The sequence below is a fragment of the Paenibacillus sp. NPDC058071 genome (genome assembly GCF_042885235.1).
Lineage (GTDB): Bacteria > Bacillota > Bacilli > Paenibacillales > Paenibacillaceae > Pristimantibacillus.
The window spans coordinates 33,183-59,953 of the sequence record NZ_JBHVSK010000016.1 but is presented as its reverse complement, the minus strand read 5'-3'; the positions used below and the strand labels follow the sequence as shown (position 1 = coordinate 59,953).

Here is a 26,771-nt window from a genome sequence, read left to right as displayed (position 1 = left end):
ACCTGCTGTTGTTTTTTTTATTATAATGGGAGGGAACAAAGATGATGAAACGTTTGAAACAAAGCTTTTTGCTCGTACTTGCAGTGTGCATCGCACTAGGCGGTTTTTTGACACCACCTGCAGCGCAAGCAGCGCCAAATGATTATGTAGGCGTAACAAAAACGGTTAGCAAGTCGACGATTACTACGCTGGACGAAACAGAAGTGATTTTGAACATTACAGGCACCCCGCCTGTCAATGTCGTTCAGCCTAATGATGTAGTTCTTGTTATCGACAAATCAGGAAGTATGCTGCCTGGCTACAATAATGGCGAGGACAAAATGACCAATGCGAAGGAAGCTGCAAAAGGGTTCGTCGATTTGATGGATCTGACAAAGCATCGTGTGGCCGTTGTCGATTTCTCTTCTTCTAACACGATTGGGACGCTGCCGTTTACAACAGAAAAAGATACGGCTAAGAATTATATAAACGGGATTACTGCGAATGGTTCGACTGCGACTGGCGATGCCATTACGGTGGCTGCGAACCTACTTGCGGATCATCGCCCGGAAGCCCAACCGGTTATCGTTATTATGACGGATGGCGACGCTACGCAACCAGCAAATGACCCCTATGGATTTGCGAAACAAAAAGCACAAGAAGCCAAAGATGCAGGTATTATTTTTTATACGATTGCACTACTGAAACAAACCGATAATCCGGACACAAGCGGTCCAAATATTTTGATGAAGGACATGGCTACAACAGCCAGTCACCATCACTTTGTGCTTGGTTCTACCGGTTTGAGTGAAATTTATGCAGCTATCGTAAAAGAGATCGGTTTGGCGAGCGCATATGACGTTAAAGTAACGGATATTGTAGGCCCGGCATTTGAAATTGTTCCCGGTTCCTACGATAATAACATTCCAAAACCGACAGTAGACGGTAATAAATTGACATGGACGTTTAACGAGTTGAAAAATAAAACGTTGACTTTTACTTATAAGATTCGTCCTGTAAGTAAAACAACTGCCGGAAGCTTCCCTGTTTCCACAATAGCATCTCAAATTCAGTATAAGGATTATGCTGGAGCAAATCGTGAAAAGGCGATACCGAACGTAAATGTTAACGTAAAGCTGCCAGCTCCTGAAGTAACTTCTGTCGTAGAAGCCTTCGGCCACCCGAATGGCGGGGAAACGGTTACGCTTAATGGTAATTATTTCGTATCCGGTGCGACAGTTAAATTCGGACTGAATAACGCTACTAATGTTACATTTGTAGACGAGCATAAACTTACGGTAACTGTGCCAAAAGGCAGCCAAGGAACCGTAGCTGTTGAAGTTAGAAATCCGGATGGACAAACTGCAGCTGGACAGTATCAGTACAAGACTGATCCTATCATAACATCGTTGTCGCCTAACAGCGGTCCGCTCGCTGGCGGTACTGTAATTGCCGTGCAAGGTAATTACTTGATGAGAGGCGTCAGCGTGACGATTGACGGTGTGGCAGCTACCGTAAGCGATTACTATAATCCCACTTACATTAAAGTATTGTCACCGCAAGGTTTGAAGGCAGGTCCGGCAGACGTTGTATTTACGAATCCAGATGGAACGAGCGCAACTGTTACTGAAGGCTTCACATATATCGCTCCTCCGAAAACAGATCCAGAGATTTTAACGATTTCACCGAATTCGGGCGTTGTAACCGGTGGAGACATTATACTGGTTGATGGTAAAAATTTCAAAAACGGCATGAAAGTTACGGTTGGCGGTAAAGTAGCAACGACAACATTTGTTAGCGCCACTCGCTTGAAAGTTACAATCCCGTCGGCATCGGCTCCTGGCCCGGTGGATGTAGCTGTTATTGATCTTGAGGGAAGCGCCTTTACTTTTGCTAATGGATATACGTATACAGCAATTGTATATCCTGCCCCGACAATTACAGTTGTATCGCCAAATAGCGGTCTGCTTGCAGGCGGAGATATTGTGCTGATTGATGGAACGAACTTCATTAATAATGTAACCAAAGCTTTCATAGGCTCTAAAGAAGTAAATGTATCATTCGTGAACAGCGGAAGAATTAGAGTGACGATTCCTGCTGGCGATGCTTTAGGTAAAGTCGATGTTAAAGTGGCGAATGGAGATAAAGAGGCTGTTCGTGCCCAAGGCTATGAATATGTTGCGCCTGTTATCGTACCGCCTACAATTACATCTATTTCTCCGAATAATGGTTTGACCACAGGCGGAGACATTATATTGATTGACGGTACTGGTTATAAGAGCGGGGTAGTCGTTAAGTTTAACAATACCGATGTTCCAAGCTCGATTGTTAGCTCTACACGTCTGAAAGTAACGGTACCAGCAGTTTCGGCTCCTGGTAAAGTTGACGTGACAGTAACGAATTTAGACGGAGGTACAGTTACTGCTCAGCAAGGATATGAATACACTATTACTACGCCACAAATTCTTTCCTTGTCGCCGAATACGGCCGATAAAGTGGGCGGAGAAATTATACTGATTGACGGTAAATATTTTGATAGTACGGCTAAAGTTACGATTAACGGCGTGAACGCTGCGGTAACATTCGTCAGCACTACGCGTTTGAAAGTGACAGTTCCGGCAAGCCCAATCGCCGGTGACTTCCCGCTCGTCATTACGTTGAGCAATGGACAATCGGTTAGCACAACATTCAATTACAACAATGGTCCGGTATTTCCGGCCCCAGAAGTTACCTTCATTTCTCAAACAAGCGGTCTTGCTAAGGGCGGAGACATTATTTACATTGACGGAAAGAACTTCCGAAATAAACCGGACGTTTACTTCGGATCTGTAAAAGCGACGAACGTTACCTTCGTCAGCGCAACCCGTGTGAAATTTACTGTACCTGCCGGCACAGTAGGTCCTGTTAATGTGAAAGTGGTAAATCCTGACGGTTTAGAAAGCAACACCATCGGATACACCTACACCTAATAATAAAAGAAGCGCTCGGCCTTTAGTTTAAGGTCGAGCGCTTCTTTTATTACAATTTGATTTTTTGTATTTGAGGAAAATGGTTGTAGTAGATCTGAAGCAACTGCAGACGAGAATCATTGTTCGAAAAATTCAATATTTTCCCAAGCATATCTACTGCAGGAGTCTTTTGGAGCGCAGCCTCCAGAAAACGGGTTCCATCGCTTCTTTCGTTCATATTAAAGTGCCATTGCGCAACAATATGTAGTCCTTCGCCTTCTAGCAATCCATTATCAAGCAGTACTGAAAATAATTCTAATGCTTGATCAGAGCGTCCGGATTGTTCTAAAAGAAGCGCAAGTTGATTTAAGACAGTTTCATTTGCCATTTGCTGAAGCAGTTTTAAATAGATTTCATCATAACCATATTTGAGCAAGAAAAATAAGGTTTTGGCAAGTAATGCTTCATGTCCTCTAATGACGCTTATCTCCCACTGTTGGTCGAGCAGTACAAGTTTTGCTTGTCCTGCCAACTGAAGGCAGGCCGTCGACAGTTTGACCGACAGCTCTGATACTGGCCCGTCATATAGTATCGCAGCTGCCAAAGTAACGGATTCGTCCGACTGTTGTCCTAATAAGGAAACCTCTATCTTGTCATGATTAAGGAGATGCCATAAAAGAGTATCTTCTTCGTTAAGGGTGACATTCAATCCATCTATTTCTTGCTTATATGGAATAGCCAAAGGCTTACAACCGCTCAAAAGAAACATTTTAAATAAAAGCAAAGTAGTTATAGATTCTTTTTGCGGATAGATGACGCGCAAAAGTTCGATAATCTTTTCTGGCGTTTCATGCGGTACCAAGTGCTCCAGCAGTTGCTGGAGAACGGCGTAATTTTTAGGTTGTACATGCAAGGTTTGAATCCAATACGAAATGGCTGCAGGAATATCTCCCTTTTTTCTAGAAATTTCAGCTAGCATGCGTAATGGCGCTGAAGTGCCGTAAGTAGGCTGTATAATCCAATATGGTGCTTTTGAGCTAGAGGAGCCGGCGATTCGAATGCATTGTTTAAACGATTCTTCCGCGCCTCGCCAATGGCCTAGCGCATCCATTAAAATCCCCTGTAAGCAATGATAATCGACATTATTTGGTCTTAGCCTGAGCCCCAATTCAATATGTTTGTTAGCAGAAGAGAATTCTTGTTGTTGCAACTCTAACGATATAAGCCGGTCAAGCAAATGAAAAAACCAGCTATCGGTCTCAGTGCTTTTAGTTAGTGAATAACGATAAGCATGAAGTGCTTCCTCCTCTCTCGAAGCATTGGAGTACTCATTGCCTAAGGTGAAGAAGTAATAAGCTTCATTATTAGGGTTTGGCTTCATGCGCTCCAGTATAGTTAGATTTCGCTGGGATTTATTCTTTTCCTGAACAACCTCTTTTGTATAACCGGAATGGTAAATGGTAAAAGGCAAAGGGCTAAAATTAATTTCTTGATTATCAAGCGCCGTAAGCTGCTCGTGAATAGGCTGGACATAAGACAAAGCAGAATGATTTCTAAAAATACGGGCGCCGGTCGATTCCATGCGCATGGTCTCGTCATGTCCGCCACCTGTAAAGTTCATAATCGTTAGAATGTAGCCCTGAAGCTCAACATCCTGATTTAGAGCTAGTTGTTCTCTAAGCTCGGCATGTTTTTCCTGTTGTACATATTCATCCGCGTCTAAGATAAGAATCCATTCGCCGCTTGCGTAACGCAACGATTCGTTTCGGGCTGCGGAAAAGTCGTTTGTCCATGCCCAATCGTGAACGTGTTGGGTATAAGAGCTAGCGATTTCTTTTGTTCGATCAGTCGAACCGGTATCTACGATAATAATTTCATCGACTAACCCTTGCACACTATCAAGGCAACGCGATAATAATTTTTCTTCATTTTTGACTATCATGCATAAAGAAAGCAGTTTCTTCAAAGCGGATCACCGTCATTTCATATGAAGTGTTCTTTGGCGCAGAACATATTCCATTTATCGGTCTTTGGGCGGATTCAATTAAGAGCAATTACACTATCGATTGAAGTGATTCTAACAATTGCTCTCTCGAATGACGATAATAAGTACAAGAATAACTTAAAGTAGCAGGTTTCAGCTGTAATGAGGGGAGAAGAAGAACAACCATGTCTGGTAACGTAAAAACGATGATTCCTCAATATATGAACCATTTTAGTTGTACAGGCAGTAAATGCGAGGATACTTGCTGTGCCGGCTGGGCTGTATTTGTAGATAAACCGGCTTATAAACAATACCAGAAAGTAAGCGACGGTGAGTTAAAGGAAAAATTTAAAACAGATCTGAAGCGAATTAAAAAGGATTCGAACGATCATAGATATGCGGTGCTAAAGTTGGATGAAGAAGGCTACTGTTCATTTCTAACAGAAGAACGTTTATGCAGCATTCAAGTCACATTGGGTGAGAAAGCGCTTTGCCAGACTTGCTCGGTTTATCCGCGTACGATTAATTATGTAGACGATATGATCGAGATGGGAAGCAAACTGTCTTGCCCGGAGACGGCAAGGCTGGCTTTATTGAACAAACAGCCGATGGAGTTCGACGTTGTCGAACAACCTGCTATCTATAAGCTTTATAATAATAAAATAAATACAAGTAACAATACGTTAGAAAAGTATTTTTGGGATTTAAGAATTTTCGTTATTTCGCTTTTGCAAAACCGGAGTTATCGTTTTTATGATCGGCTCATTATTTTAGGAATGTTTTGCGATAAGCTGGAATCCATTTATCAGAACAAGACATTCGAACTTATTCCAAGCGTAATCGGACAATTTAAACAGCAGATCGAACAAAAGAAGATAGACCAATTCCTTTCGACGATTGCTGAAAATCCTCACGTATCGGTGAAACTGCTTGTCGAAATGCTGCAAATTCGCAATGATCTAGGCTTTTTTCAACAGCGCTATGCCCAATTTATTAATGAAACGGTAGAAAGTTTGAAGCTAGAGTCCAATAACACCAATATCGTTTTGGAGCGTTACATCGAAGGTCTGCGTACTATTTTTGAACCGTTCGCTCAAGAACATGAATATATTTTCGAAAACTACGCGGTTAACTATGTTTTTGAAAGAATATTTTTGTACGAAAGTAAAACATCGCTATTTAAGCAATATGTTCAGTTAGTCTCTATATTGTCTTTAATGAAATTTCAAATTATCGGGGTGGGGCTCGCTAGAGAGGAGTTAACTCCGGAAATGTGTGTTACTCTCATACAATCGTTTTCTAGGAATACAGAGCATTATGGTAGGTTTCTCGACCTACTAGTTGACAATCTTGAACAAACCGGGCTCAACTCATTAGCCCTAATGGTTATCCTGCTCAAAAGCTAAAATTACCCAAATGAATTCGCTTACAAGGAAATATTGACAATCCAGTGACAATGGTGGTATATTCGAAATGTGGGCCATACCTATAAGACGCCTCACAGTATTTGAAGATGAAGGGACTGTTCTGAATGCAAGGTAAAGTTAAATGGTTTAACGCAGAAAAAGGTTACGGATTTATCGAGACTGAACAAGGCGGCGACGTATTCGTTCATTTCTCCGCTATCCAATCCGAAGGCTTCAAAACACTCGAAGAAGGCCAATCGGTTGAATTCGACATCGTTGAAGGCGCTCGTGGTCCACAAGCTGCAAACGTTATTAAACTGTAATCATCGGGCTAATTTAGCCAACCTATAGATGGTGATAACTATCTATGAAGGGCTCCAGGCAACTGGAGTCCTTTTTTTGCGTGTAAGCCCTAAACAGGAGAGTATTGCCGACAGGCAACATATCCACAATAAACCAGGCTGCATGCGGTCCCTCCAGCCCTACTTCTGACGGCTTCCGAACGTCTAGCAGATGTATCGTTCGGGACTTCATAATTTCGACAAATAATTATCAGAATATTCGAAATTAACTAAAATCAATTTTGATATACGCCTCCGCATATGTTATAATAAGACCATGTAAAGGAGGAATGCCCCATGAAATACATCGTTAGAGGTCAACGCTTTCAAGTGACAGACGCACTAAGAGATTATGCCGAGAAGAAGCTAAGCCGCTTGGAAAAGTATTTTGAAGCACCTACCTCCGAAGCAACTGTAACCTTGTCGGTCACCAAAGGTCAGCATGTCGTAGAAGTAACCATACCGCTTGTCGGGGTCATGCTGAGAGCAGAGGATAAGAGCGACGATATGTACGCTTCCATAGACGTCGTAGTGGACAAACTGGAGCGTCAAATCCGCAAACACAAAACGAGACTGAATCGTAAATTCCGCCAAGGCGCAGGCGTCAGATCGCTGTTCGAGGACGAAGGCGCAACGGCAGTCCGCGTACTGGACGAAGAGGATGATCTGGAACTGGTAAGGACGAAGCGTTTCACGCTGAAGCCGATGGACATCGAAGAAGCCATTCTCCAAATGAACATGATTGGCCATAATTTCTTCGTCTTCTCCAATATCGACAACAAGGAAGTGAACGTGGTCTATAAGCGCAACGATGGCAAATACGGCTTGATTGAGCAAGGGTAATCGGCCTCGCCGCGATGTGAATCTTCCTATATTAATGAAGTCAACGTAAGGAACATAGATTTCGAGAGGAGCCCATTCCCAGGCGGGATAGGGCTCTTTTCTTGTTGGGAAGAGGCCCTATTGTTGGAAATGAGCCCGACGCGTTGCGGAGGCCTCTTCAAACTGTTACAATTTAAGGCAAACAGGCGTTATACGAAAGGGGAAGACCATGCTCGGATTAGTGAAAAAGATTTTCGGCGACGCGAACGAGCGCGAGGTCAAGCGTCTCACGCGGACGGTAGAAGAAATTAACGGATTGGAATCCACCGTATCGGCTCTGTCGGATGAAGCGCTCCGCGGGAAAACCGATGAATTTAAAGCTCGTCTTGAAAAAGGCGACACACTTGACGATATTTTGCCCGAAGCATTTGCGGTTGTCCGCGAAGCGTCGAAACGCACCCTTGGCATGCGCCACTTCGATGTGCAATTGATGGGCGGCATGGTACTGCATGAAGGCAAGATTGCCGAAATGCGTACAGGCGAAGGTAAAACGCTCGTCGCTACGCTGCCGGTATACTTGAACGCTTTGCTTGGCAAAGGCGTCCATGTTATCACGGTCAATGATTACCTCGCTTCCCGCGACAGCCAAATCATGGGACAGCTCTACAATTTCCTTGGCTTGACTGTCGGCTGCAACATGCACGGTCTCTCTCACGAGGAGAAGCAGCAAGCCTATGCTAGCGATATTACTTACGGAACGAACAACGAGTTCGGCTTTGACTATTTGCGTGACAATATGGTGCTTTATAAAGAGCAGATGGTACAGCGTCCGCTTTATTTTGCGATCATTGACGAAGTGGACTCCATTCTCGTCGATGAAGCCCGTACCCCGCTTATTATTTCCGGACAAGCCGCCAAGTCGACGGAACTGTATTTTGCAGCTGATCGATTCGTCAACAGGCTGAAAGAGGAAGAAGATTATACGATCGACGTGAAGCTGAAGAACGTCATTATGACGGAAAGCGGCGTCGAGAAAGCGGAAAAAGCATTCCATATCGAGAACTTATTCGATCATGCCAACGTGCTCCTCAACCATCACATTCAACAAGCGTTGAAGGCTCATGTCATTATGAAACGGGACGTCGATTACGTCGTGCAGGAAGAAGAAGTCGTCATCGTCGACGAGTTTACGGGCCGTCTTATGTCGGGTCGCCGTTACAGCGACGGCTTGCATCAGGCAATCGAAGCGAAAGAACAGCTGAAGGTTCAGAACGAGAGCATGACGCTGGCGACGATTACGTTCCAGAACTACTTCCGGATGTATCGCAAGCTGGCCGGTATGACCGGTACGGCGAAAACGGAGGAAGAAGAGTTTAAACGGATTTATGGCCTGGAAGTTATCCAAGTGCCAACGAACCGCTCGATGATTCGGAAAGATTTGCCGGACGTCGTATACAAGAATGAGCTCGGCAAGTTCAAGGCGGTCGTCGAGGAAATCGTAGAACGCCACAGCAAGAACCAGCCGGTGCTGGTCGGTACGATTTCCATCGAGAACTCTGAGAAGCTGTCGGAAATGCTGAAGCGCCGCGGCGTCGGCCATAAAGTGCTGAACGCGAAGTTCCACGCGGAGGAAGCGGAAATCATTTCTCGCGCAGGTCAATCCGGATCGGTAACGATCGCGACGAACATGGCCGGCCGCGGTACCGACATTTTGCTCGGGGACGGCGTGCCTGAATCGGGCGGTCTGCACATTATTGGTACGGAACGGCATGAAAGCCGCCGTATCGACAACCAGTTGCGCGGCCGTGCCGGACGTCAAGGCGATCCAGGCTCTTCGCAATTCTACCTGTCGCTGCAGGATGAACTGATGCGTCGTTTCGGTTCGGAGAACATCATGGGTATGATGGAGCGACTTGGTCTTGAAGAGGACCAGCCAATCGAGAGCAAAATGATTACGCGCGCAGTGGAATCCGCACAGAAACGCGTCGAGGGCAGCAACTTCGATACGCGGAAGGTCGTCCTCCAGTACGACGATGTGATGAACCAGCAGCGTGAAGTGATTTACAAACAGCGCCGCGACGTGCTGGCTTCGGATAACATCCGGGAAATTGTAATGGAAATGATCAAGCCGGTTGTCGATCATATTGTTGAAGCCCATACGACCGAAGATATTCCTGAAGAATGGGATCTGCAAGCGATCATCGATTACGTGCATGCGACTCTGTTGCCGGAAGACACGTATAAGAAGGATCAGCTATGGGGCAAGGAGAAAGAGGAAATTATCGACATGATTTACAATCAAGTCGTCTCCTTGTACGATCAGCGCGAGGGCGAGCTTGGCGCCGAGACGATGCGCGAGTTCGAGAAGGTTGTCGTGCTGCGTGCCGTAGACAGCAAGTGGATGGATCATATCGACGCCATGGATCAATTGCGCCAAGGTATCCATCTCCGCGCTTACGGCGGCACCGATCCGCTTCGCGAGTATCAATTCGAAGGCTTCGAGATGTTCAAGGAAATGATCGCGAGCATTCAGGAAGAAGTCGCGAAGTATATTATGAAAGCGCGAGTTGAAAGCAACCTGGAGCGTCAAGAAGTCGCGAAAGGCCAAACAACGACCAATACGCCGAGCGAGAAGCAAGAGAAGCGTCCGGTGAAACGCGAAGACCGCGTCGGACGCAACGATCCTTGCCCTTGCGGCAGCGGCAAGAAATATAAGCAATGCCATGGCAGCGACAAGTAAACAAGTCACTAAGCAGGCAGGCAAGCAAGAGAGAGTTTAACCCGATAGCGAAATCGGACCGTCACAGTGCGAACGGCGGACGGGCCGAACGCATACGGTAATACAAAAGCGGACGCGTCGGTCTATGCGGGCGGAACGGAAGGCTCCTTTTTTAGAAAAGGGGAAAGCCGCACCTCGCTGGAACGGCGCGTTTATGCGGTGGAGAAGGGCGTTTCGTCCGTCTCCGCTGAATACTTAGATTGAGGTGAAGCAAACGCTATGATAGACATAACGGTAAAGCAAGACCTGCGTGAAATGGCGAAGCGACTCCAAGAACTCAGGGGGTCTCTTTGACTTAGATCTCAAACAAGAGATGATCGCTAACTTTGAGGAGAAAATGACCGTTCCCGATTTTTGGGATGACAACGATCGGGCTCAAAAACTGATTGCCGAGCTGAACGCAGTAAAGTCGGTCGTCGACCAGTATGAGAAGCTGAACGGCGAACAGGACGATCTGCAAACGATGCTGGAGCTGGCTGAGGAAGAGAACGACGAGTCGCTGGAGGCCGACATTGCGGCAGGCACGCAAGCGCTTGTCGAGAAGGTCAACAGCTTCGAGCTGCAGCTGCTGCTTAACCAGCCATACGATAAACTGAACGCGATACTGGAGCTTCATCCGGGCGCAGGCGGAACCGAGTCGCAGGACTGGGGCCAAATGCTGTATCGGATGTATACCCGCTGGGCCGAGAAGAAGGGCTTCAAAGTCGAAGTGCTCGATTATCAGGATGGCGATGAAGCAGGGATTAAGAGCGTCACGATCTCGATCAAGGGCTATAACGCATACGGCTACTTAAAAGCGGAAAAAGGCGTTCACCGGCTCGTCCGTATTTCGCCGTTCGATTCCTCGGGCAGACGCCATACGTCTTTCGTATCGTGCGATGTGGTACCGGAGATTACGGAGGATATCGAGATCGAGATTCGCAGCGAGGACTTGAAGGTCGATACGTACCGGGCGAGCGGCGCGGGCGGCCAGCACGTCAACAAGACGGAGTCGGCGATTCGGATTACGCATATTCCCTCAGGCATTGTTGTAGCCTGCCAGCAGGAACGTTCGCAGATTCAGAACCGGGAGCGCGCAATGAACATGCTCCGCTCGAAGCTATACGAGCGCAAGATCGAGGAGCAGCAGAAGGAACTGGCTGAAATTCGCGGCGAGCAGTCCGAAATTGCGTGGGGCAGCCAGATCCGCTCCTATGTGTTCCATCCGTACAGCATGGTGAAAGATCACCGGACGCAGGTGGAGACGGGCAACGTCGGCTCCGTAATGGACGGAGACCTGGACGGATTCATCGACGGTTATCTGCGCAATCAAATCCGCAAAGAATAGCATAGTGATTCGAAGAAAATAGCATAAAGACAACGGGGAAGAGTTCCGGCAACGGTTAGGGCGGAACTCTTCTTTTTTTGAGCGCATGAAGGGTGCTGCTGATGCGTGAGGGGACTGTAGCGGCCAGTTTCGCCGCAGCAGGGGCAAGGTGTGCGCTCGGGCATAATAACGGCCAACTGGTTTGTTTAAAGCAGAGAAGATCGCCCACCTGGGCACAATAGCGGCCAACTGGCCGTTTAAAACAGGGATGATCGCCCACCTAGGCACAATAACGGCCAACTGGCCGTTTAAAACAGGGATGATCGCCGACCTGGGCACAATAACGGCCAACTGGCCGTTATCGCGATGTTCGTTCCGCACGGAGCGACATATTAGTTGTAGGTTGGAGAAATAACTGCAAAAAAGCAGTTATTGTTCCATTTTCAGGCTGGTACCGGGAAATAACTGCAATATGGCAGTTATTGAATGGAGAAAGCATGCAAATGCCGGGACAGTGCGAGAAATAACTGCAAAAAAGCAGTTATTGTTCTACTTTCAAGCTTGGATCCAGAAAATAACTGCAATTTTGCAGTTATTGGGCGGGGAGTGTGGCCTACAGCAGGACGGATCTAGACGATAATGGCCATTTTGGCCATTACAACCGAGACGAGTTCTTACCTAGGCACAATAACGGCCAAAAGGGACGTTATTGTGCTAAGGCCGCCGTGCGCAAAAGGCACGTACCCACCGCTTGCAGAAGAAATAACGGCCAAACTAGCGTTACATCTGAGACGAGCGCCCGCCCGGGCACCAATAACGGCCCAAACGGCCATTATTGGTGGCCAACGTGCCATAAAAGCGGCGTGCCCGCCACTTTCAGGAGAAATAATAACGGCCAAATTGGCCGTCGCAGCCGGGATGATCGCCCGCCCGGGCACCAATAACGGCCCAAACAACCATTATTTGTGGCCATCGTGCCATAAAGGCACGTATCCGCCACATCCAGGAGAAAAAGCGCCCGACGGGCCAATCAATAAGGAGGCGTACCAAATGCCAGCGAGCCAAGCTGACATCAAAGACAAACGAAAACGAAAGAAGCGCACGGCGCTGGGCAAGCGTGCGCAAACAGCTTGGAGCGTGACGCAGGTTACTGTCGGGACGTTTGTCGTCGCGCTAAGCTTCAATCTGTTCATGGTGCCGAACGGAATCGCCTCGGGAGGCGTGTCCGGACTATCGATTCTGGTACAGCAGTTGGCCGGCATTTCGCCGGGATATACGCAGTGGGCGCTTAACATCCCGCTGTTCTTCGCCGGCTTGTTTATGCTGGGCCGTAAGTTCGCGCTGAAAACGATACTAGGCTCCGTGCTATTGCCTACATTCGTGCTGCTGTCAGCTAGTTGGCCGACGCCTACCCATAATCCGCTGCTTGCCGCCATTTACGGAGGCATCGGCGTCGGATTGGGTCTCGGCATCGTGTTCCGGGGACAGGGCTCTACTGGAGGTCTGTCCCTTGCGGCGCAAATTTTGCATCGCTATACCGGCATGCCGCTTGGTCTTGCGGTTGCCTGCTTCGATGGGCTGGTTATCATTCTTGCAGGTGTCATCGTTTCGCCAGAGGCGGCTCTATATGCGTTGATCGCGCTTTTCGTCACAAGCAAGACGATCGATATCGTTCAGAGCGGGTTGGCCGTATCGAAAGTCGCCTTCATTATAAGCGACGAACCGGAACAGCTTGGAGAAGCTATTTTACATGATCTCGACCGCGGCCTCACTAAGCTGGACGCTCACGGCGGATATACCGGCGAGAGTCGGGTTGTCATGATGGTCGTCGTCGATCAGATGGAGGTGGCCAAGCTGAAACGGCTTGTGCGCACAGTCGATCCGGACGCATTCGTTATTATTAGCGATACAGCGGAGGTCGTGGGACAAGGTTTTAAGGCGGAATGACAGGCTTCAAACTGCATGCGGAGAAGGCCAATTTTCCATTGTATTATTATGAATGCGGCTGTATAATAATACGGAACAAGGCGATATTTCCATGAACAGGCGAATCATGTACAATATAAAGTTAGATGATCTCATAGGGACAGGAGAGAAGGAAGATGGGCGATAAATTAAGAGTCGCGATTATCGGTTCTACCGGTTACGGCGGCGTTGAGTTGATAAGATTGCTGGCTTCCCATCCGCATGTGGAAATAACGGCGGTAACGTCGTCCACTACGGCCGGAACGCCGATTACGGACGGTTTTCCGCATCTGACGAATATCCGGACGGAGCTGCTGGACGAAGTCGATCCACAGCTGCTGGCGCAGAAAGCGGACGTTGTGTTTACGGCAACTCCGGCAGGCATAGCTTCGAAGCTTGCTCCTCAGCTTCTGGAAGCGGGACTGAAGGTCATAGACCTGTCGGGCGACTTCCGTCTGCAGGACACGGCCGTTTACGAGCAATGGTATAAGAAGGAAGCGGCGGACAAACGTTATTTGGAGCAAGCGGTATACGGCATGGCTGAAGTATACGGTGACAAGGTTCCCGGGGCGTCGTTCATTTCCAATCCCGGTTGCTTCGTGACCGCAGCGGTGCTTGGGCTTGTGCCTGCTGTGAAGGAAGGCTTTATCGATACGAAGTCGATCATTATCGACGCCAAATCGGGCGTTTCTGGAGCAGGCCGGGGAGCGAGTCTCGGTACGCACTACTCCGAATTAAACGAGAATTTTAAAGCTTATAAAATTAACAAGCATCAGCATATCCCGGAAATTGAAATGGTGTTGAGCGATGTCGCAGGCCATGACGTAGTGACGACGTTCACGACGCATCTCGTGCCGATGACGCGCGGTATTATGGCGACGACCTACGCCACTGTCAACGGTAGCCGCAGTGCGGCTGACTTCGTTGATCTGTACCGCAGCTACTATGAGGGCCGTTCATTCGTGCGCGTTCGTCCTGAAGGAAACTGGCCGATGACGAAAGAGGTATGGGGCTCGAATTATTGCGATATCGGCTTCTCCGTCGACAGCCGCACGGGCCGAGTTACCATTATTTCGGTTATCGACAATCTGGTGAAGGGCGCGGCAGGACAAGCGATACAGAACTTGAACCTGATGATGGGCTGGGATGAGACGCTCGGCTTGCAGTTCGTGCCGGTTTATCCGTAATAGAGGCATAAGAAAAGTAAGGGTGACCGTTTAAAGCAAGGGGAATGACACCCGCCATCATGCAACTTATTCGACATAGGTGAAGGAGAAACGATTGAATCATGGGATTGGAGCAGAAGGCGACGCCGTTCTCGATACTGACTGAAGGATCGATTACGACGCCCAAAGGTTTTACAGCTGGCGGCCTGCATTGCGGTTTGAAAAAATCGACTCGCCACGATCTTGGCGCTATCGTCTGCGAAGTGCCCGCTGCGGCGGCAGGCGTCTACACGACGAACTTGTTTCAGGCGGCTCCGCTTAAAGTAACGCGCGAGAGCATCGGCTCGGATGGCCGCTTGCGCGCCGTTATTGTGAACAGCGGCAACGCGAACGCAGTGACTGGCAAACAGGGGGAAGCGGACGCGTATGAAATGCGCGATCGTTTCGCTGAGCAGATTGGCGCGGCTGCTGATGAAGTAGCCGTCGCTTCGACAGGCGTCATTGGCGAATTGCTGAAAATGGATCGCGTTCGCACGGGCATCGACGCTTTGCCGGAGAAGCTGGCTTCGGACCGCGCAGGCGCGGACGATTTCTGCCAAGCGATTTTGACGACCGACTTGGTACAAAAAATGGTATGCGTGTCGGTTGAGATCGACGGCCGTACCGTCCATGTCGCCGGCGCCTCCAAAGGCTCGGGCATGATTCATCCGAATATGGCAACGATGCTTGGATTCGTCACGACGGACGCCAATATCGGCAGCGAAGCGCTGCAGCAATTGCTCCGTGAAGTGACCAACTATACATTTAATATGATTACCGTCGACGGCGATACGAGCACGAACGATATGCTGGTTGCGATGGCGAGCGGACTTGCGGGCAATGAAGAATTGACGTCTGCGCATGCCGGTTACGCAGATTTCGCGGCAGCGCTTCGCTATGTGTGCGAGGTGCTGGCCAAAGCGATTGCACGCGACGGCGAAGGCGCGACGAAGCTGGTTGAAGTGCAGGTTCGCGGGGCAGCTAGCGACGATTCGGCGAGAGCAATCGCGAAAACGATTATCGGCTCTTCGCTCGTGAAATCGGCCGTTTTCGGCGCCGACGCCAACTGGGGCCGTATTATTGCGGCGGCGGGCCGCGCGGGCGAGCCGCTGAATCCGGAGACGGTTGACGTCAGCATCGGCGACATTTTGACGCTTGAGCAATCCCGTCCGGTCGCTTTTGACGAAGAAGCGGCGCTCGAATACTTGAAGGGTGACACGGTTGTCATTCACGTCGATCTGCATATGGACGGCGGCGGTTCTGCTACGGCATGGGGCTGCGATCTAACCTATGATTATGTACGCATTAATGCGGCTTACCGGACCTAAAGCCGAAGAGCCAGCAACGCGGAAGCGGAAAGCGGCGTCTGTGCTCGCTTCCACATGAGGCATCCGCGGCAATAAAGGGGAACGAAGTCAGATGGCACAACGTTTTGTAATGAAATGCGGCGGCAGTACGCTGGCGGCGCTGCCTAACTCGTTTTTTGACGAGCTGCGCGAGCTGCAGCAGGCGGGTATCCGTCCGGTAATCGTGCACGGTGGCGGTCCGGCTATTTCCGAGACTTTGAACAAGCTTGGCATCGAAAGCGAATTCGTCAACGGCTTGCGCAAAACCGACGAAGCGGTTTTGGACGTTGTCGAAATGGTTCTTGCCGGCCGCATCAATAAAGAAATCGTGCGCAAAATCCAGTCCAACGGCGCGCAGGCGCTTGGTCTCTCCGGCGTCGACGGCCAGTTGATCCAGGTGCAGCCGGTCGCCAACGCGCATGAGGTCGGCTTGGTTGGCGACGTTACCGAGGTAAATGCCGAGCTGATCGAAGGCGTCATGGAGCTCGGATACATTCCGGTTATCGCGCCGGTCGGCATTGGAGCGGGCGCTCAGCGATACAACATTAATGCCGATACGGCGGCTGGCGCTGTAGCGTCCCGTCTCGGCGTCGAGCAGATGATCGTAGTCACCGACGTTCCCGGCATTATGAAGACCGTTAACGGCGAGAAGCAGGTGCTGCCTTCCGTAACGGTGCAACAAATCGAAGAAATGATCGCAAGCGGCGAAATTTACGGCGGCATGATCCCGAAAGTGCGCGCAGCGGTGCAATGCATTCAAGGCCAAGTTCGTGAAGTTGTGATCGTGAGCGGCGAACAGCCTGGCGTATTGACGAAAGCGGTACGCGAAGGCGGAGTCGGCACAACAATCGTGCGAGGCTAGTTGCCGAAGGAGTTGCTTGGCGGCAGCTAAGCTGCTAGACGGCGGTGGCGGCGGCAAGCGTCAGACGGAATGGTGAATTTTGAAGCGAACGGTGAAAGGCGGTAATACGAATGAGCGATACGAAAACGGCAACAGCCGGGCAATCCCTGCTTCCTACATACGGAAGATACCCGATCGCACTGGTCAAAGGGGAAGGCAGCTACCTATGGGACGATCAAGGCAAGCGTTATCTCGATTTTATGAGCGGCATTGCCGTTACGAATCTGGGCCATGCTCCGCAAAAGGTGAAGGAAGCGCTGATCAAGCAGCTTGACGAGCTTTGGCATACGTCGAACCTGTTCCGCATTCCGAACCAGGAAGAGGCGGCCCAACTGATAACGGAAAACAGCAGCGGGGATGCAGTGTTCTTTTGTAACTCCGGCGCTGAGGCGAACGAAGCGGCGATCAAGCTGGCCCGTCGCTATCAACAAAAAATAGCAAATAACGGCCGTTACGAAATCATTACGTTCGAGCAAAGCTTCCATGGAAGAACGCTGGCAACCTTGACGGCTACCGGCCAAGAGAAAGTGAAGGAAGGCTTTGCGCCGCTGCCGGAAGGCTTCAAGTACATTCCGTTCAACGATATTCGTGCGGTGGAAGCGGCAATCTCTGATAAAACGGCGGCGATCATGCTCGAATTGGTGCAGGCTGAGGGCGGCATTATTGCGGCCGATCCGCAGTTTGTGAAAGATCTCAAGGCGTTGTGCGAAGCGCAAGGCATTTTGCTGATCATTGACGAAATTCAGACGGGGATTGGACGCACTGGCAAGCTGTTCGCTCACGAACACTACGGTGTCGAGCCCGATATCTTCACGCTGGCGAAAGGATTGGGCAGCGGCTTCCCGGTAGGCGCGACGGTCGCGAAGGAAAAGCTTCGCGAGGCGTTCGGGCCGGGCAGCCACGGCTCGACGTTTGGCGGCACGCCAATTGCGACGGCGGCAGTGAAGGCGACGCTGGAACAGATCGTCGAAGAGAAGCTTTCGGAACGCGCGGCGGCAGCAGGCGAATACCTGACAGCCGAGTTGCGCAGCAAGCTCGCCGATCTGCCGTTTGTACAAGGCGTGCGCGGTCTGGGCCTGCTCGTTGGCATCGTCTGCGCCGGACCGGTTGCAGACATCGTGACAGCGGCTCAAGAGCGCGGTTTGCTTGTCATTACGGCTGGGCCGAACGTCGTTCGGCTGCTGCCCAATCTGCTTGTGACGAATGAAGAAATGGATACGGCGGTCGCTATTTTGGCAGAGCTGCTCGCACAAGCGTAATCGATTCAATAACGATAAGTTGCGATTATAATCGCCGCCCGCTTGTTCCCAGTAAGCAAGCGAGAAGCTGGTCGGAATAGGCGGGCGGCATCACGATTCAAACGGATACGTTATCTATTCGGAAGAGGCGTATTATTGTATCCCAACGTTAACGGCGCTCCGATTCGGAGCTTTTCCCATCTAGAGAAGAAGGCATAACGGCTTCTTTGCTCAGGCGAGCATAAGGCGTTGTAGCCGAAGGAGGAATGACCGATGCAAGAAGTAGTAAAGGAAGAGCTGGCGGCCAGTCTGAAAGGGCGCGACTTTCTCATGCTGGTGGATTATACGCCGGAAGAAATTCGGTATTTGATCGAATTGGCGATCGAGCTGAAGCGGAAGCTGAAAGCGGGCGAGACTCACGATATTTTGAAAGGCAAAACGCTCGGGATGATTTTCGAGAAATCGTCCACGCGCACGCGCGTATCGTTCGAGACCGGCATTTATCAGCTGGGCGGACAAGGACTGTTTCTGAGCAGCAACGATTTGCAGATCGGCCGGGGCGAACCGATTCTGGATACGGCGCAAGTGCTGTCCCGTTATTTGGACGGCATTATGATCCGCACGTTTGCTCACCGTACAGTGGTGGAGCTGGCTCGCGGCTCGAGAGTGCCTGTCATTAACGGTTTGACCGACTTGTCTCATCCGTGCCAGGCGCTTGCCGACTACCAAACGATTTTGGAGCATAAAGGCACATTGGAAGGTCTGAAGGTCGCTTACATCGGTGACGGCAACAACGTGGTCCATTCACTGATGATGGGCGCGGCTAAGCTGGGCGTCAACATCTCCGTTGCGACTCCGGAAGGCTACGAGCCGAGTGCCGATATGGTGCAGCAATCGAAGGAGCATGCCGCCGAGACTGGCGCAACGATCCACATTTGCCGCGATCCGAAGGAAGCTATTGCCGACGCCGATATCGTCTACTCCGACGTATGGGCGAGCATGGGGCAAGAAGAGGAACAGAAAGAGCGCGAGCTTGCGTTCGCGAACTATCAAATCAACGAGGCGCTGGCGAAGTACGCGAAGGACGACTATCTCTTCATGCACTGCCTGCCGGCTCACCGCGGCGAAGAAGTAACCGAAGGCGTCATCGACGGCAAGCATTCGATCATTTACGATCAAGCGGAAAACCGTCTGCATGCGCAAAAGGCCATAATGGCCGCAATCATGTAACAATAGAGTATGTCTTAAACGGCAATAGCCGATCATTTATAATTTTGCGTGAAAGGGTGCAAGAACAATTATGGCAAAAGAAAAAATCGTACTAGCTTACTCTGGCGGACTGGATACGTCCGTTATCTTGAAATGGCTGAAAGAAACTTATGATGCGGAGATTATCGCATTCACGGCTGATATTGGCCAAAAAGATGAACTGGACGGCTTGGAGGCGAAAGCGCTGGCGACGGGCGCGTCGAAAGTATACATTGACGACCTGCGCGAAGAGTTCGCACAAGACTTTATTTTCCCGATGTTCCAATCGGGCGCTCTTTATGAAGGCCAATATTTGCTGGGCACGTCGATTGCGCGTCCGCTGATTGCGAAGCGGATGGTTGAGATTGCACGCGCTGAAGGCGCAACTGCCATCGCGCACGGCGCGACTGGCAAAGGCAACGACCAAGTGCGTTTCGAGCTGAACGCTGCAGCGCTCGCTCCGGACATTAAAGTTATCGCGCCATGGCGCGATGAAACATTCCGCAACGAATTCCCAGGCCGCGCGGAAATGATCGCTTACGCCGAGAAGCATGGCATTCCGGTAACGGCATCCGCTGCGAAGCCTTACTCCACTGACCGCAACCTGCTGCATATCAGCTTCGAGAGCGGCGTGCTGGAAGATCCTTGGTTCGATCCGAGCTCCGAGGAAAATGAAGAAATGTACGTGCTGAGCGTATCGCCAGAGCGTGCGCCGGATCAAGCGGAATACGTTGAGCTTACGTTCGAAGCTGGCAACTGTACAGCGATCAACGGCGAGCAGCTGAACCCGCTGGCCGTTATGGAGAAGCTGAATGAACTGGGCGGCAAGCACGGTATCGGACGCGTTGATATGGTTGAGAACCGCTTCGTCGGCATGAAGAGCCGCGGCGTGTACGAAACGCCAGGCGGTACAATCCTGTTCACGGCGCATCGCAAAATGGAATCGATCACGATGGACCGCGAAGTCATGAGCTTGCGCGATTCGCTGATCTCGAAATATGCCCAACTGGTTTACAATGGCTTCTGGTTTGCGCCTGAGCGCATTGCGCTGCAAACGCTCGTTACGGAGTCGCAAAAAAATGTATCGGGCGTCGTTCGCCTGAAGCTGTACAAAGGCAACGTAATCGGCGCAGGCGTGAAGTCGCCGGTCAGCCTGTACAACCCGGACATCGCAACGATGGAAGCAGATCCTTCGCAAGCTTACGATCAAGGCGACGCAACGGGCTTCATTCGCCTCAACGCGCTTCGCTTGAAAGTGTCCTCGGGCGTCGAGCAAAGCAAAAAATAAATAGTCGGATGTTGGCGCAGGCCGACCGGACGCGCATGCCGCGGCTCGGCGGCCTGTCCGCACGAAGACATTCATATCCGTAAGGGAGTGTACGAACCAGTGAGCAAATTGTGGGGCGGACGGTTTACGAAAAAAACCGATCAATTGGTAGAAGAATATACAGCTTCGATTCAGTTTGACAAAGAGCTTGCCGAAGAAGATATCCAAGGCAGCCTGGCGCATGTAACGATGCTGGGTAAGCAGGGCATTTTGCCGGCCGAAGACGTGGAGACGATTAAGGACGGCCTTCACCGCGTATTGCAAAAAATTAAACGCGGCGATATCGAGTTCTCGATCTCCGACGAAGACATCCATATGAATATCGAGAAAACGCTGATCGAAGACATCGGTCCGGTCGGCGGCAAACTGCATACGGGCCGCAGCCGCAACGACCAGGTAGCGACCGACATGCATCTTTACCTGCGCAAACGGGTTGTCGAGTTCGTCGATCTGCTGCATAAGCTGCAATCGGCGCTCATCGAGCAGGCGAAAGCGAATCTCGATACAATCGTACCGGGCTATACGCATTTGCAGCGGGCGCAGCCGATTCTGTTCGCCCATCATTTGATGGCATACGTGTCGATGTTCGGCCGCGACTTGGAGCGTCTCCAAGACAGCTACAAGCGGATCAACATGCTGCCTCTCGGCGCTGGCGCGCTGGCGGGCACAACGTTCCCGATTGATCGCCATTTCGTGGCGAGCCAGCTCAAATTCGACCGCGTGTACGAGAACAGCCTCGATGCTGTCAGCGACCGTGACTTCATTCTCGAGTTTCTGTCCCATGCGTCGATCATTATGATGCACTTGTCGCGTCTTAGCGAAGAGCTTATTTTATGGTCGAGCACGGAGTTCCGTTTCGTTGAGCTGGACGATGCCTTCTGCACAGGCAGCAGCATTATGCCGCAGAAGAAGAACCCGGACGTGCCCGAGCTTGTTCGCGGCAAAACCGGTCGCGTTTACGGCAATCTCGTTGGCTTGCTGACCGTGCTGAAGTCGCTGCCGCTTGCGTACAACAAAGATATGCAGGAAGACAAAGAAGGCATGTTCGATACGGTGAAAACGATGCAGGGCGCGTTGCAGCTGTTTGCGCCGATGATCGCGACGATGAAGGTCAACAAGGACCGGATGCGCCAAGCGGTCAATCAAGATTTTTCGAACGCGACCGATATCGCCGACTTCCTCGTTGGCAAAGGACTGCCATTCCGTCAAGCGCATGAGGTTATTGGCAAAACGGTTCTTTATTGCATCGAAAACAACAAATATTTGCTCGATCTGACGCTGGAAGAATTCAAGCAGTTCTCGCAGCTGTTCGACGACCGGATCTACGCGGTGCTTCAACCAGAGCAGGTTGTCGATGCCCGCAACGTATACGGCGGCACGGCGAAAACGCAGGTGCAAGCAGCTATCGGACGCGCCGAGCAGTCGCTTGCGGAAGCAGAAGCTTGGATCACCGAATATACGGAACGCAGCCAATAAGAGCAGTACTCACCCGAATAGCAGCAATTACAATGATTTGAATAGTAGACCGTCTCTCAGGATCATGGAACCGATGATGCCTGGGAGGCGGTTTTTTCGTATTAAAACATGTATCGCAATTTTTACAAGTTGGAAACAAGTTGGATACGGAAAGCGAACATCCTTGGTTTAAACTTTTATCCAGATGGTTATGACCATTAAGGTAGCAACAAGAAAGTGTGGTGGTCGAATTGGAACGCCGGGTGTTAGTGGTGGATGACGAAGCGAGCATTGTAAATGCGATCGCGTATGCATTTCGCAGAGAAGGATATACGGTAGAAACGGCCGGAGACGGAGAGGAAGCGCTCGCCAAAGCGGCCGCGTTCCAGCCTCACGTTATCGTGCTGGACGTCATGATGCCGAAATTGAACGGCTACGATGTATGCAGACGGCTGGAGAATCGCAAAGGGGTTGGCATCATTTTGCTGACCGTTAAAAACGATATTGTCGATAAAGTATTGGGCTTGGAGCTTGGAGCGGACGATTTTATGACAAAACCGTTCGATCTTCGCGAGCTGACCGCTCGCGTCAAAGCGCTCATGCGCCGGGTGGAGAACGCTTCGGCGGATCGTTCGGCAGAGGTCATCGAGCTGGCATGGGTACGAATCGGCGTCAAGCAGCGCACAATCCATGCGAACGGGGAAGCGATCGAATTGACCCCGAAGGAATTTGATTTGGCGGCGCTGATGCTCGGCCATCCTGAGCGCGTATATACGCGAGAGGAACTGCTCGAGCTAGTATGGGGAATGGAGTACGCGGGCGGCACGCGAACCGTCGATATTCATATTCAACGTCTGCGCAAAAAGCTCGGCGATACGGGTCAGCAGCTTTTCCAGACGGTCTACGGCATCGGCTATAAGGCTTCTGGAGGACAGGCATGAGACTAAGCCTGAAGTGGAAAATGGGCCTTGTTCTGGCCGTGCTGCTTATCTTGACCGTAGCTGTGCTGAGCGAACTCGTTCTGCGCGGCATCGAGCAAAACCAGCAGCAGCGAATGGAGGAGCAGCTGGAGAAGCAAAGCCAGGTGGCCGCCCAGTATGTCCGGCAAAATTATATGACCGGCGATGAGCGGTTGTCTGCTGAAGGTTTTATGGGCCAAAGCGGCCGGCGCATGGCGTTGTATTTGGCGATGCTGAGCGGCATGCCGACAGCCTTGTATGACAGTACCGGCAAGGAAACAGGCAGCTCGCTCCAGACGACCGGATCAGTCGATTACAAAGACACGCTGGCCTACGCGTTGCAAGGGAAGGTCGCCTATCAAACCTCTGGCGATTCCGTCACGTATTTTGCGCCGATCTATGAAGGAGAGAAGCTGCTAGGGGCGGTGCAGCTCCACTATTCGATGGTTAGAGACCATTTGTTTATTAAAGAAATTCGCAATTTATTTAGGACGGCGGGAATGTTCGCGCTAGGCGGCGGGTTTCTGATCGGATACGGTTACTTTTACCGGGTTGCGGCCGTGATCGGCAAGCTGCGGAAGGCGTCCAAGGATATTCGGGAAGCCGCCTACTTGAAGAAGCCTCCGGTTCGCCGGCGTGATGAGCTGGGTGATCTCGGCAACGACATTTTTTATATGAGCGGTTCTATCGAGGCCCACATTGCCGGGATGAAAGAAGAGCAGCGCAAGCTGGAGCTGGCAGTGACGAAGTTGCAAGCGCTAGAGCGCCAGCAGAAGCAATTTATCGGCAACATCAGCCATGAATTCAAAACGCCGCTAACGGCGATTCGAGCCTATATCGATCTGCTTTCCATGTATCGCGACGATCCACAACTGACCGAAGAGGCGATTGGCAGCATGGGTAAAGAGTCGGAGCGGCTCTACGAGATGGTCGATAAAGTGCTGCGGCTTTCAGTGCTGGAAAAATACGATTTCGAGCAGCAGGCCGAAGCGGTTGCGCTCGACGAACTGCTGCTTGATTTGGCCGGTAGGATGAGAGGCAAGGCCGGGAAGTTCGAATTGCGTCTCGATACCGAGCTGGAACAGGCAGTCGTATGGGCCGACCGCGAAAGCTTGATTTCCATTTTCGTCAATCTCATCGATAATGCCATTAAATATAATGTGCCTGGGGGAAGCATCGTCATCCGGCTCTCTCATGAAACAGGCGGAGATACCGTCGTCAGCGTGGAAGATACGGGTATCGGCATACCGGAGGAAGCGGGCGATAAAATTTTCGAGCCCTTCTTCACAGTCAATAAGGACCGTTCCCGTCAATCCGGCGGAACAGGCCTTGGGCTTCCAATCGTCAAGCAACTGGTGGAAGCCCAAGGGGGGAGGCTGGAATGGCATTCTGAACCGGGCAATGGAACGGTATTTCGCATCTTTTTTCCGAAGGTTGATTCATGAAATACAAATTGTTTTACAGACTGGATACAGCTTTGAAACAATCGGAGACGATGGCGAAACATCGGTTCTATAAGATAAGGACATACCGATGAGAGGGGCAACAACGATGATGAAATTAACGAAGAAGAAAATGATTGCGGGAGCGGCGGCGATTAGCTGCTTTGCGATGTTGGCGACAGGATGCGCGACAAATAGCGGTGCGGCGAACCGTGGGGCGGATCTGCCTCCCGCTCAAACCGACCAGGGCGGACGCGAGACGATTAAGAAGCCGGAGAAGGTTATTACGGTTATCGATAAGCCGGTGCAGGTAAGCAAAATTGAAGTGAGCGGCATTGTGACGATCGACAACGCTCGGGGGATGAACTTTTTCGGAGGTAGCAAGCTGATTGTCAGCCATCCGAACTTATCCGTGGAACCGATTCAAGGGGAGGGCGAGAAGGTTCAGCCGAACAACATCTATGTCTACGATATGGAGAAGAAAACGGAGGAGGCGCTTGTGCCGGGGTCCGAGAACCAAGGCTTTTCCGAGCTATCGCCGGACGGGAGCTACCTGTTTTATAAAATGACGGAAGAGGGCACCGGATTCGGACGCATTCTCGATATGAAGACGAAAAAGTCCATTTCCCTCGGTGACGAGCCGGTTGATCTCAACTCTGGTCAATGGCTTGATAACGACCATGTGCTGTTCAGTACGATTTTCGGCAAAATCGTCGTGGCCGACACGAACGGAACGATGAAAACGATCGCCGAACATGGCGGTTACGTCCATTCGGCCGTTGTTGCGGGCGGTAACTTGTACTATGTAAAAGGCGAATCAAGCGACCTATACAGCATGGCACTGCAGGAGGGCGCGAAGCCTGAAAAAATCGGCACTGGGGTCGACTGGGTCGTACCTTCGCCGGACGGGAAGCAGCTGGCGTTGGTGAAGCACAAATCCGAAACCGTTCGAACGCTGTCCGTCGTCGATTTGAAAGGCAATGAGCTTCTCAAGCTCGCTTCGGCTACACAAATCTTTGGCACGAGATGGTCGCCGGACGGCACGAAGCTTGCTTACAGCTTGACGTCCGAAGAGAATGGAGGCAACGGTATTTTTGTCGCCGACGCCTTGACAGGTGAAGCGACGTCGGTGCTCGTCGAGCAAGCGTCGGACACGCTGAACTGGGACGCTTCCGGCACGAAGCTGCTGACGTCTGCTTTTAAAGAAAACCGGTTTGTAACGTCGGTAATTACACTGAAATAAATAAAGGAACGAGCATAATCAGGTGAAGAGGAGGAGAGGACATGGAGAAAGGGGAACGCATTTGCCGTTTGCGGGAAATCGAGGTGCTTTGCTATCGATTCTGCTACGCGCTGCTGGGCAGCGAGGCAGGCGCTCATCAGGCGGCAAAGGAAGCGTTGCTTCGTATCTGGGAGGACGAGCGGTTTTTCGCTAGCTGCGAGAAGCGGGAGAGAGAACAACTGGTCCGCCGCCATGCCTCCTCCGTATGCCTGACGCTGTTCCGCTCGGAGCTAGCTCCGATTGGTGTGTAGAAGTAAGTTTACTATGATGTGTTCGAAGAGTGGGGAGCACTTGGTCAAAGGAAGATCGCAGAACTCATTGTGCGCACATGCACGGGTACAGCACGATATGCAAACGCGTATAGATGTCTAAATACGCCCACACACAAGCATGCACAAGGCACGCAAGCATGCAAGCATGCAAGCATGCAAGCATGCAAGCACACCAACACGTAGACAAGTAAACAGCCTGCCGATTATATACGAAATTTCATATATAATTTGCGATTTTTACGAAAAACGGCCCAATATGTACGAAAAATCGTATATATTGGGCCGTTTTTCGGTTTTTCAGCTGAATATGTATGAAATTTCATACATATTTGCATCGAGGTCGAGGTTTTCGTCCAAATATGCGGCATCCTGCGAAAGCGGGCGAGAGGACAAGAGACCAAAGTTCACTTATAGCAAAGCAAGCCGAAGCGATTTCGCTTCGGCTTGCTTTGCAAGTCGTCCACACAAGTCGTCCACACAAGTCGTCCACACAAGTCGTCCACACAAGTCGTCCACACAAGTCGTCCACACAAGTCGTCCACACAAGTCGTCCACACAAGACGTAC

The 26,771-nt window shown here is 50.6% G+C and carries 20 protein-coding genes; 19 read left to right on the top strand and 1 reads right to left on the bottom strand.

The genetic code is table 11. The annotated features are described in order from the left end of the window. The first annotated feature begins 41 nt into the window (after positions 1–41). On the top strand, positions 42–2,948 hold the full coding sequence (locus ACFVTB_RS21815) for an IPT/TIG domain-containing protein (RefSeq protein ID WP_387753943.1): 2,907 nt from the start codon (positions 42–44) through the stop codon (positions 2,946–2,948). Between the two features lie 49 nt (positions 2,949–2,997). On the opposite strand, the gene ACFVTB_RS21810 is transcribed toward ACFVTB_RS21815, so the two are convergent. Further along, entirely contained in the window at positions 2,998–4,893 is a 1,896-nt protein-coding gene (locus ACFVTB_RS21810; RefSeq protein WP_387753940.1) for a glycosyltransferase, read from the bottom strand. A 203-nt stretch (positions 4,894–5,096) separates the two neighbouring features. On the opposite strand from ACFVTB_RS21810, the gene fliB reads away from it, so the two are divergent. The 18 genes from fliB (at position 5,097) to ACFVTB_RS21720 (ending at position 26,184) form a co-directional block, all read left to right on the top strand. Next, complete coding sequence (fliB, locus tag ACFVTB_RS21805) at positions 5,097–6,317, top strand: flagellin lysine-N-methylase (protein WP_387753938.1); 1,221 nt, start codon at positions 5,097–5,099, stop codon at positions 6,315–6,317. Positions 6,318–6,442: 125 nt separating this feature from the next. Continuing rightward, positions 6,443–6,640, top strand: coding sequence for a cold-shock protein (locus tag ACFVTB_RS21800; RefSeq protein ID WP_042170033.1), 198 nt, complete (start codon positions 6,443–6,445; stop codon positions 6,638–6,640). 315 nt (positions 6,641–6,955) lie between these two features. After that, positions 6,956–7,501, top strand: coding sequence for a ribosome hibernation-promoting factor, HPF/YfiA family (gene hpf, locus ACFVTB_RS21795; RefSeq protein WP_387753934.1), 546 nt, complete (start codon positions 6,956–6,958; stop codon positions 7,499–7,501). A 208-nt stretch (positions 7,502–7,709) separates the two neighbouring features. Then, positions 7,710–10,220 (top strand): preprotein translocase subunit SecA, encoded by a 2,511-nt coding sequence (gene secA / locus ACFVTB_RS21790; RefSeq protein WP_387753932.1) that lies wholly within the window; start codon positions 7,710–7,712, stop codon positions 10,218–10,220. A 66-nt stretch (positions 10,221–10,286) separates the two neighbouring features. Further along, positions 10,287–10,463, top strand: a complete 177-nt coding sequence (locus ACFVTB_RS21785; RefSeq protein ID WP_387753929.1) for a hypothetical protein — start codon at positions 10,287–10,289, stop codon at positions 10,461–10,463. Positions 10,464–10,478: 15 nt separating this feature from the next. Continuing rightward, a protein-coding gene (prfB, locus tag ACFVTB_RS21780; protein WP_387753926.1) for a peptide chain release factor 2 occupies positions 10,479–11,586 on the top strand; the annotation gives its coding sequence in 2 pieces (ribosomal slippage) (positions 10,479–10,550 and positions 10,552–11,586; 1,107 coding nt in all). A gap of 1,029 nt (positions 11,587–12,615) precedes the next feature. Continuing rightward, a complete protein-coding gene (locus ACFVTB_RS21775) occupies positions 12,616–13,512 on the top strand; it encodes a YitT family protein (RefSeq protein WP_387753924.1) in 897 nt (298 codons plus the stop codon). Between the two features lie 155 nt (positions 13,513–13,667). Then, on the top strand, positions 13,668–14,717 hold the full coding sequence (argC, locus tag ACFVTB_RS21770; protein ID WP_387753921.1) for an N-acetyl-gamma-glutamyl-phosphate reductase: 1,050 nt from the start codon (positions 13,668–13,670) through the stop codon (positions 14,715–14,717). A gap of 101 nt (positions 14,718–14,818) precedes the next feature. After that, entirely contained in the window at positions 14,819–16,063 is a 1,245-nt protein-coding gene (gene argJ / locus ACFVTB_RS21765; protein WP_387753919.1) for a bifunctional ornithine acetyltransferase/N-acetylglutamate synthase, read from the top strand. A gap of 91 nt (positions 16,064–16,154) precedes the next feature. After that, the gene (gene argB, locus ACFVTB_RS21760) at positions 16,155–16,943 is read left to right on the top strand and encodes an acetylglutamate kinase (RefSeq protein ID WP_387753916.1); all 789 of its coding nucleotides are present in this window, start codon (positions 16,155–16,157) and stop codon (positions 16,941–16,943) included. 110 nt (positions 16,944–17,053) lie between these two features. After that, on the top strand, positions 17,054–18,241 hold the full coding sequence (locus tag ACFVTB_RS21755; protein ID WP_387753914.1) for an acetylornithine transaminase: 1,188 nt from the start codon (positions 17,054–17,056) through the stop codon (positions 18,239–18,241). 252 nt (positions 18,242–18,493) lie between these two features. Then, positions 18,494–19,450, top strand: coding sequence for an ornithine carbamoyltransferase (argF, locus tag ACFVTB_RS21750; RefSeq protein WP_387753911.1), 957 nt, complete (start codon positions 18,494–18,496; stop codon positions 19,448–19,450). Between the two features lie 70 nt (positions 19,451–19,520). After that, positions 19,521–20,756, top strand: coding sequence for an argininosuccinate synthase (locus tag ACFVTB_RS21745; protein WP_387753909.1), 1,236 nt, complete (start codon positions 19,521–19,523; stop codon positions 20,754–20,756). Positions 20,757–20,855: 99 nt separating this feature from the next. Continuing rightward, positions 20,856–22,271: an argininosuccinate lyase gene (gene argH, locus ACFVTB_RS21740; protein WP_387753907.1), complete on the top strand. Its 1,416-nt coding sequence runs from the start codon at positions 20,856–20,858 to the stop codon at positions 22,269–22,271. Positions 22,272–22,501: 230 nt separating this feature from the next. After that, the gene (locus ACFVTB_RS21735) at positions 22,502–23,191 is read left to right on the top strand and encodes a response regulator transcription factor (RefSeq protein ID WP_387754066.1); all 690 of its coding nucleotides are present in this window, start codon (positions 22,502–22,504) and stop codon (positions 23,189–23,191) included. Then, positions 23,188–24,654: a sensor histidine kinase gene (locus ACFVTB_RS21730; RefSeq protein WP_387753905.1), complete on the top strand. Its 1,467-nt coding sequence runs from the start codon at positions 23,188–23,190 to the stop codon at positions 24,652–24,654. The genes ACFVTB_RS21735 and ACFVTB_RS21730 overlap by 4 nt, the downstream gene beginning before the upstream one ends. 106 nt (positions 24,655–24,760) lie before the next feature. Continuing rightward, on the top strand, positions 24,761–25,894 hold the full coding sequence (locus ACFVTB_RS21725; protein ID WP_387753903.1) for a hypothetical protein: 1,134 nt from the start codon (positions 24,761–24,763) through the stop codon (positions 25,892–25,894). A gap of 41 nt (positions 25,895–25,935) precedes the next feature. Next, complete coding sequence (locus ACFVTB_RS21720; RefSeq protein WP_387753901.1) at positions 25,936–26,184, top strand: hypothetical protein; 249 nt, start codon at positions 25,936–25,938, stop codon at positions 26,182–26,184. The last annotated feature ends 587 nt before the right edge of the window (positions 26,185–26,771 follow it).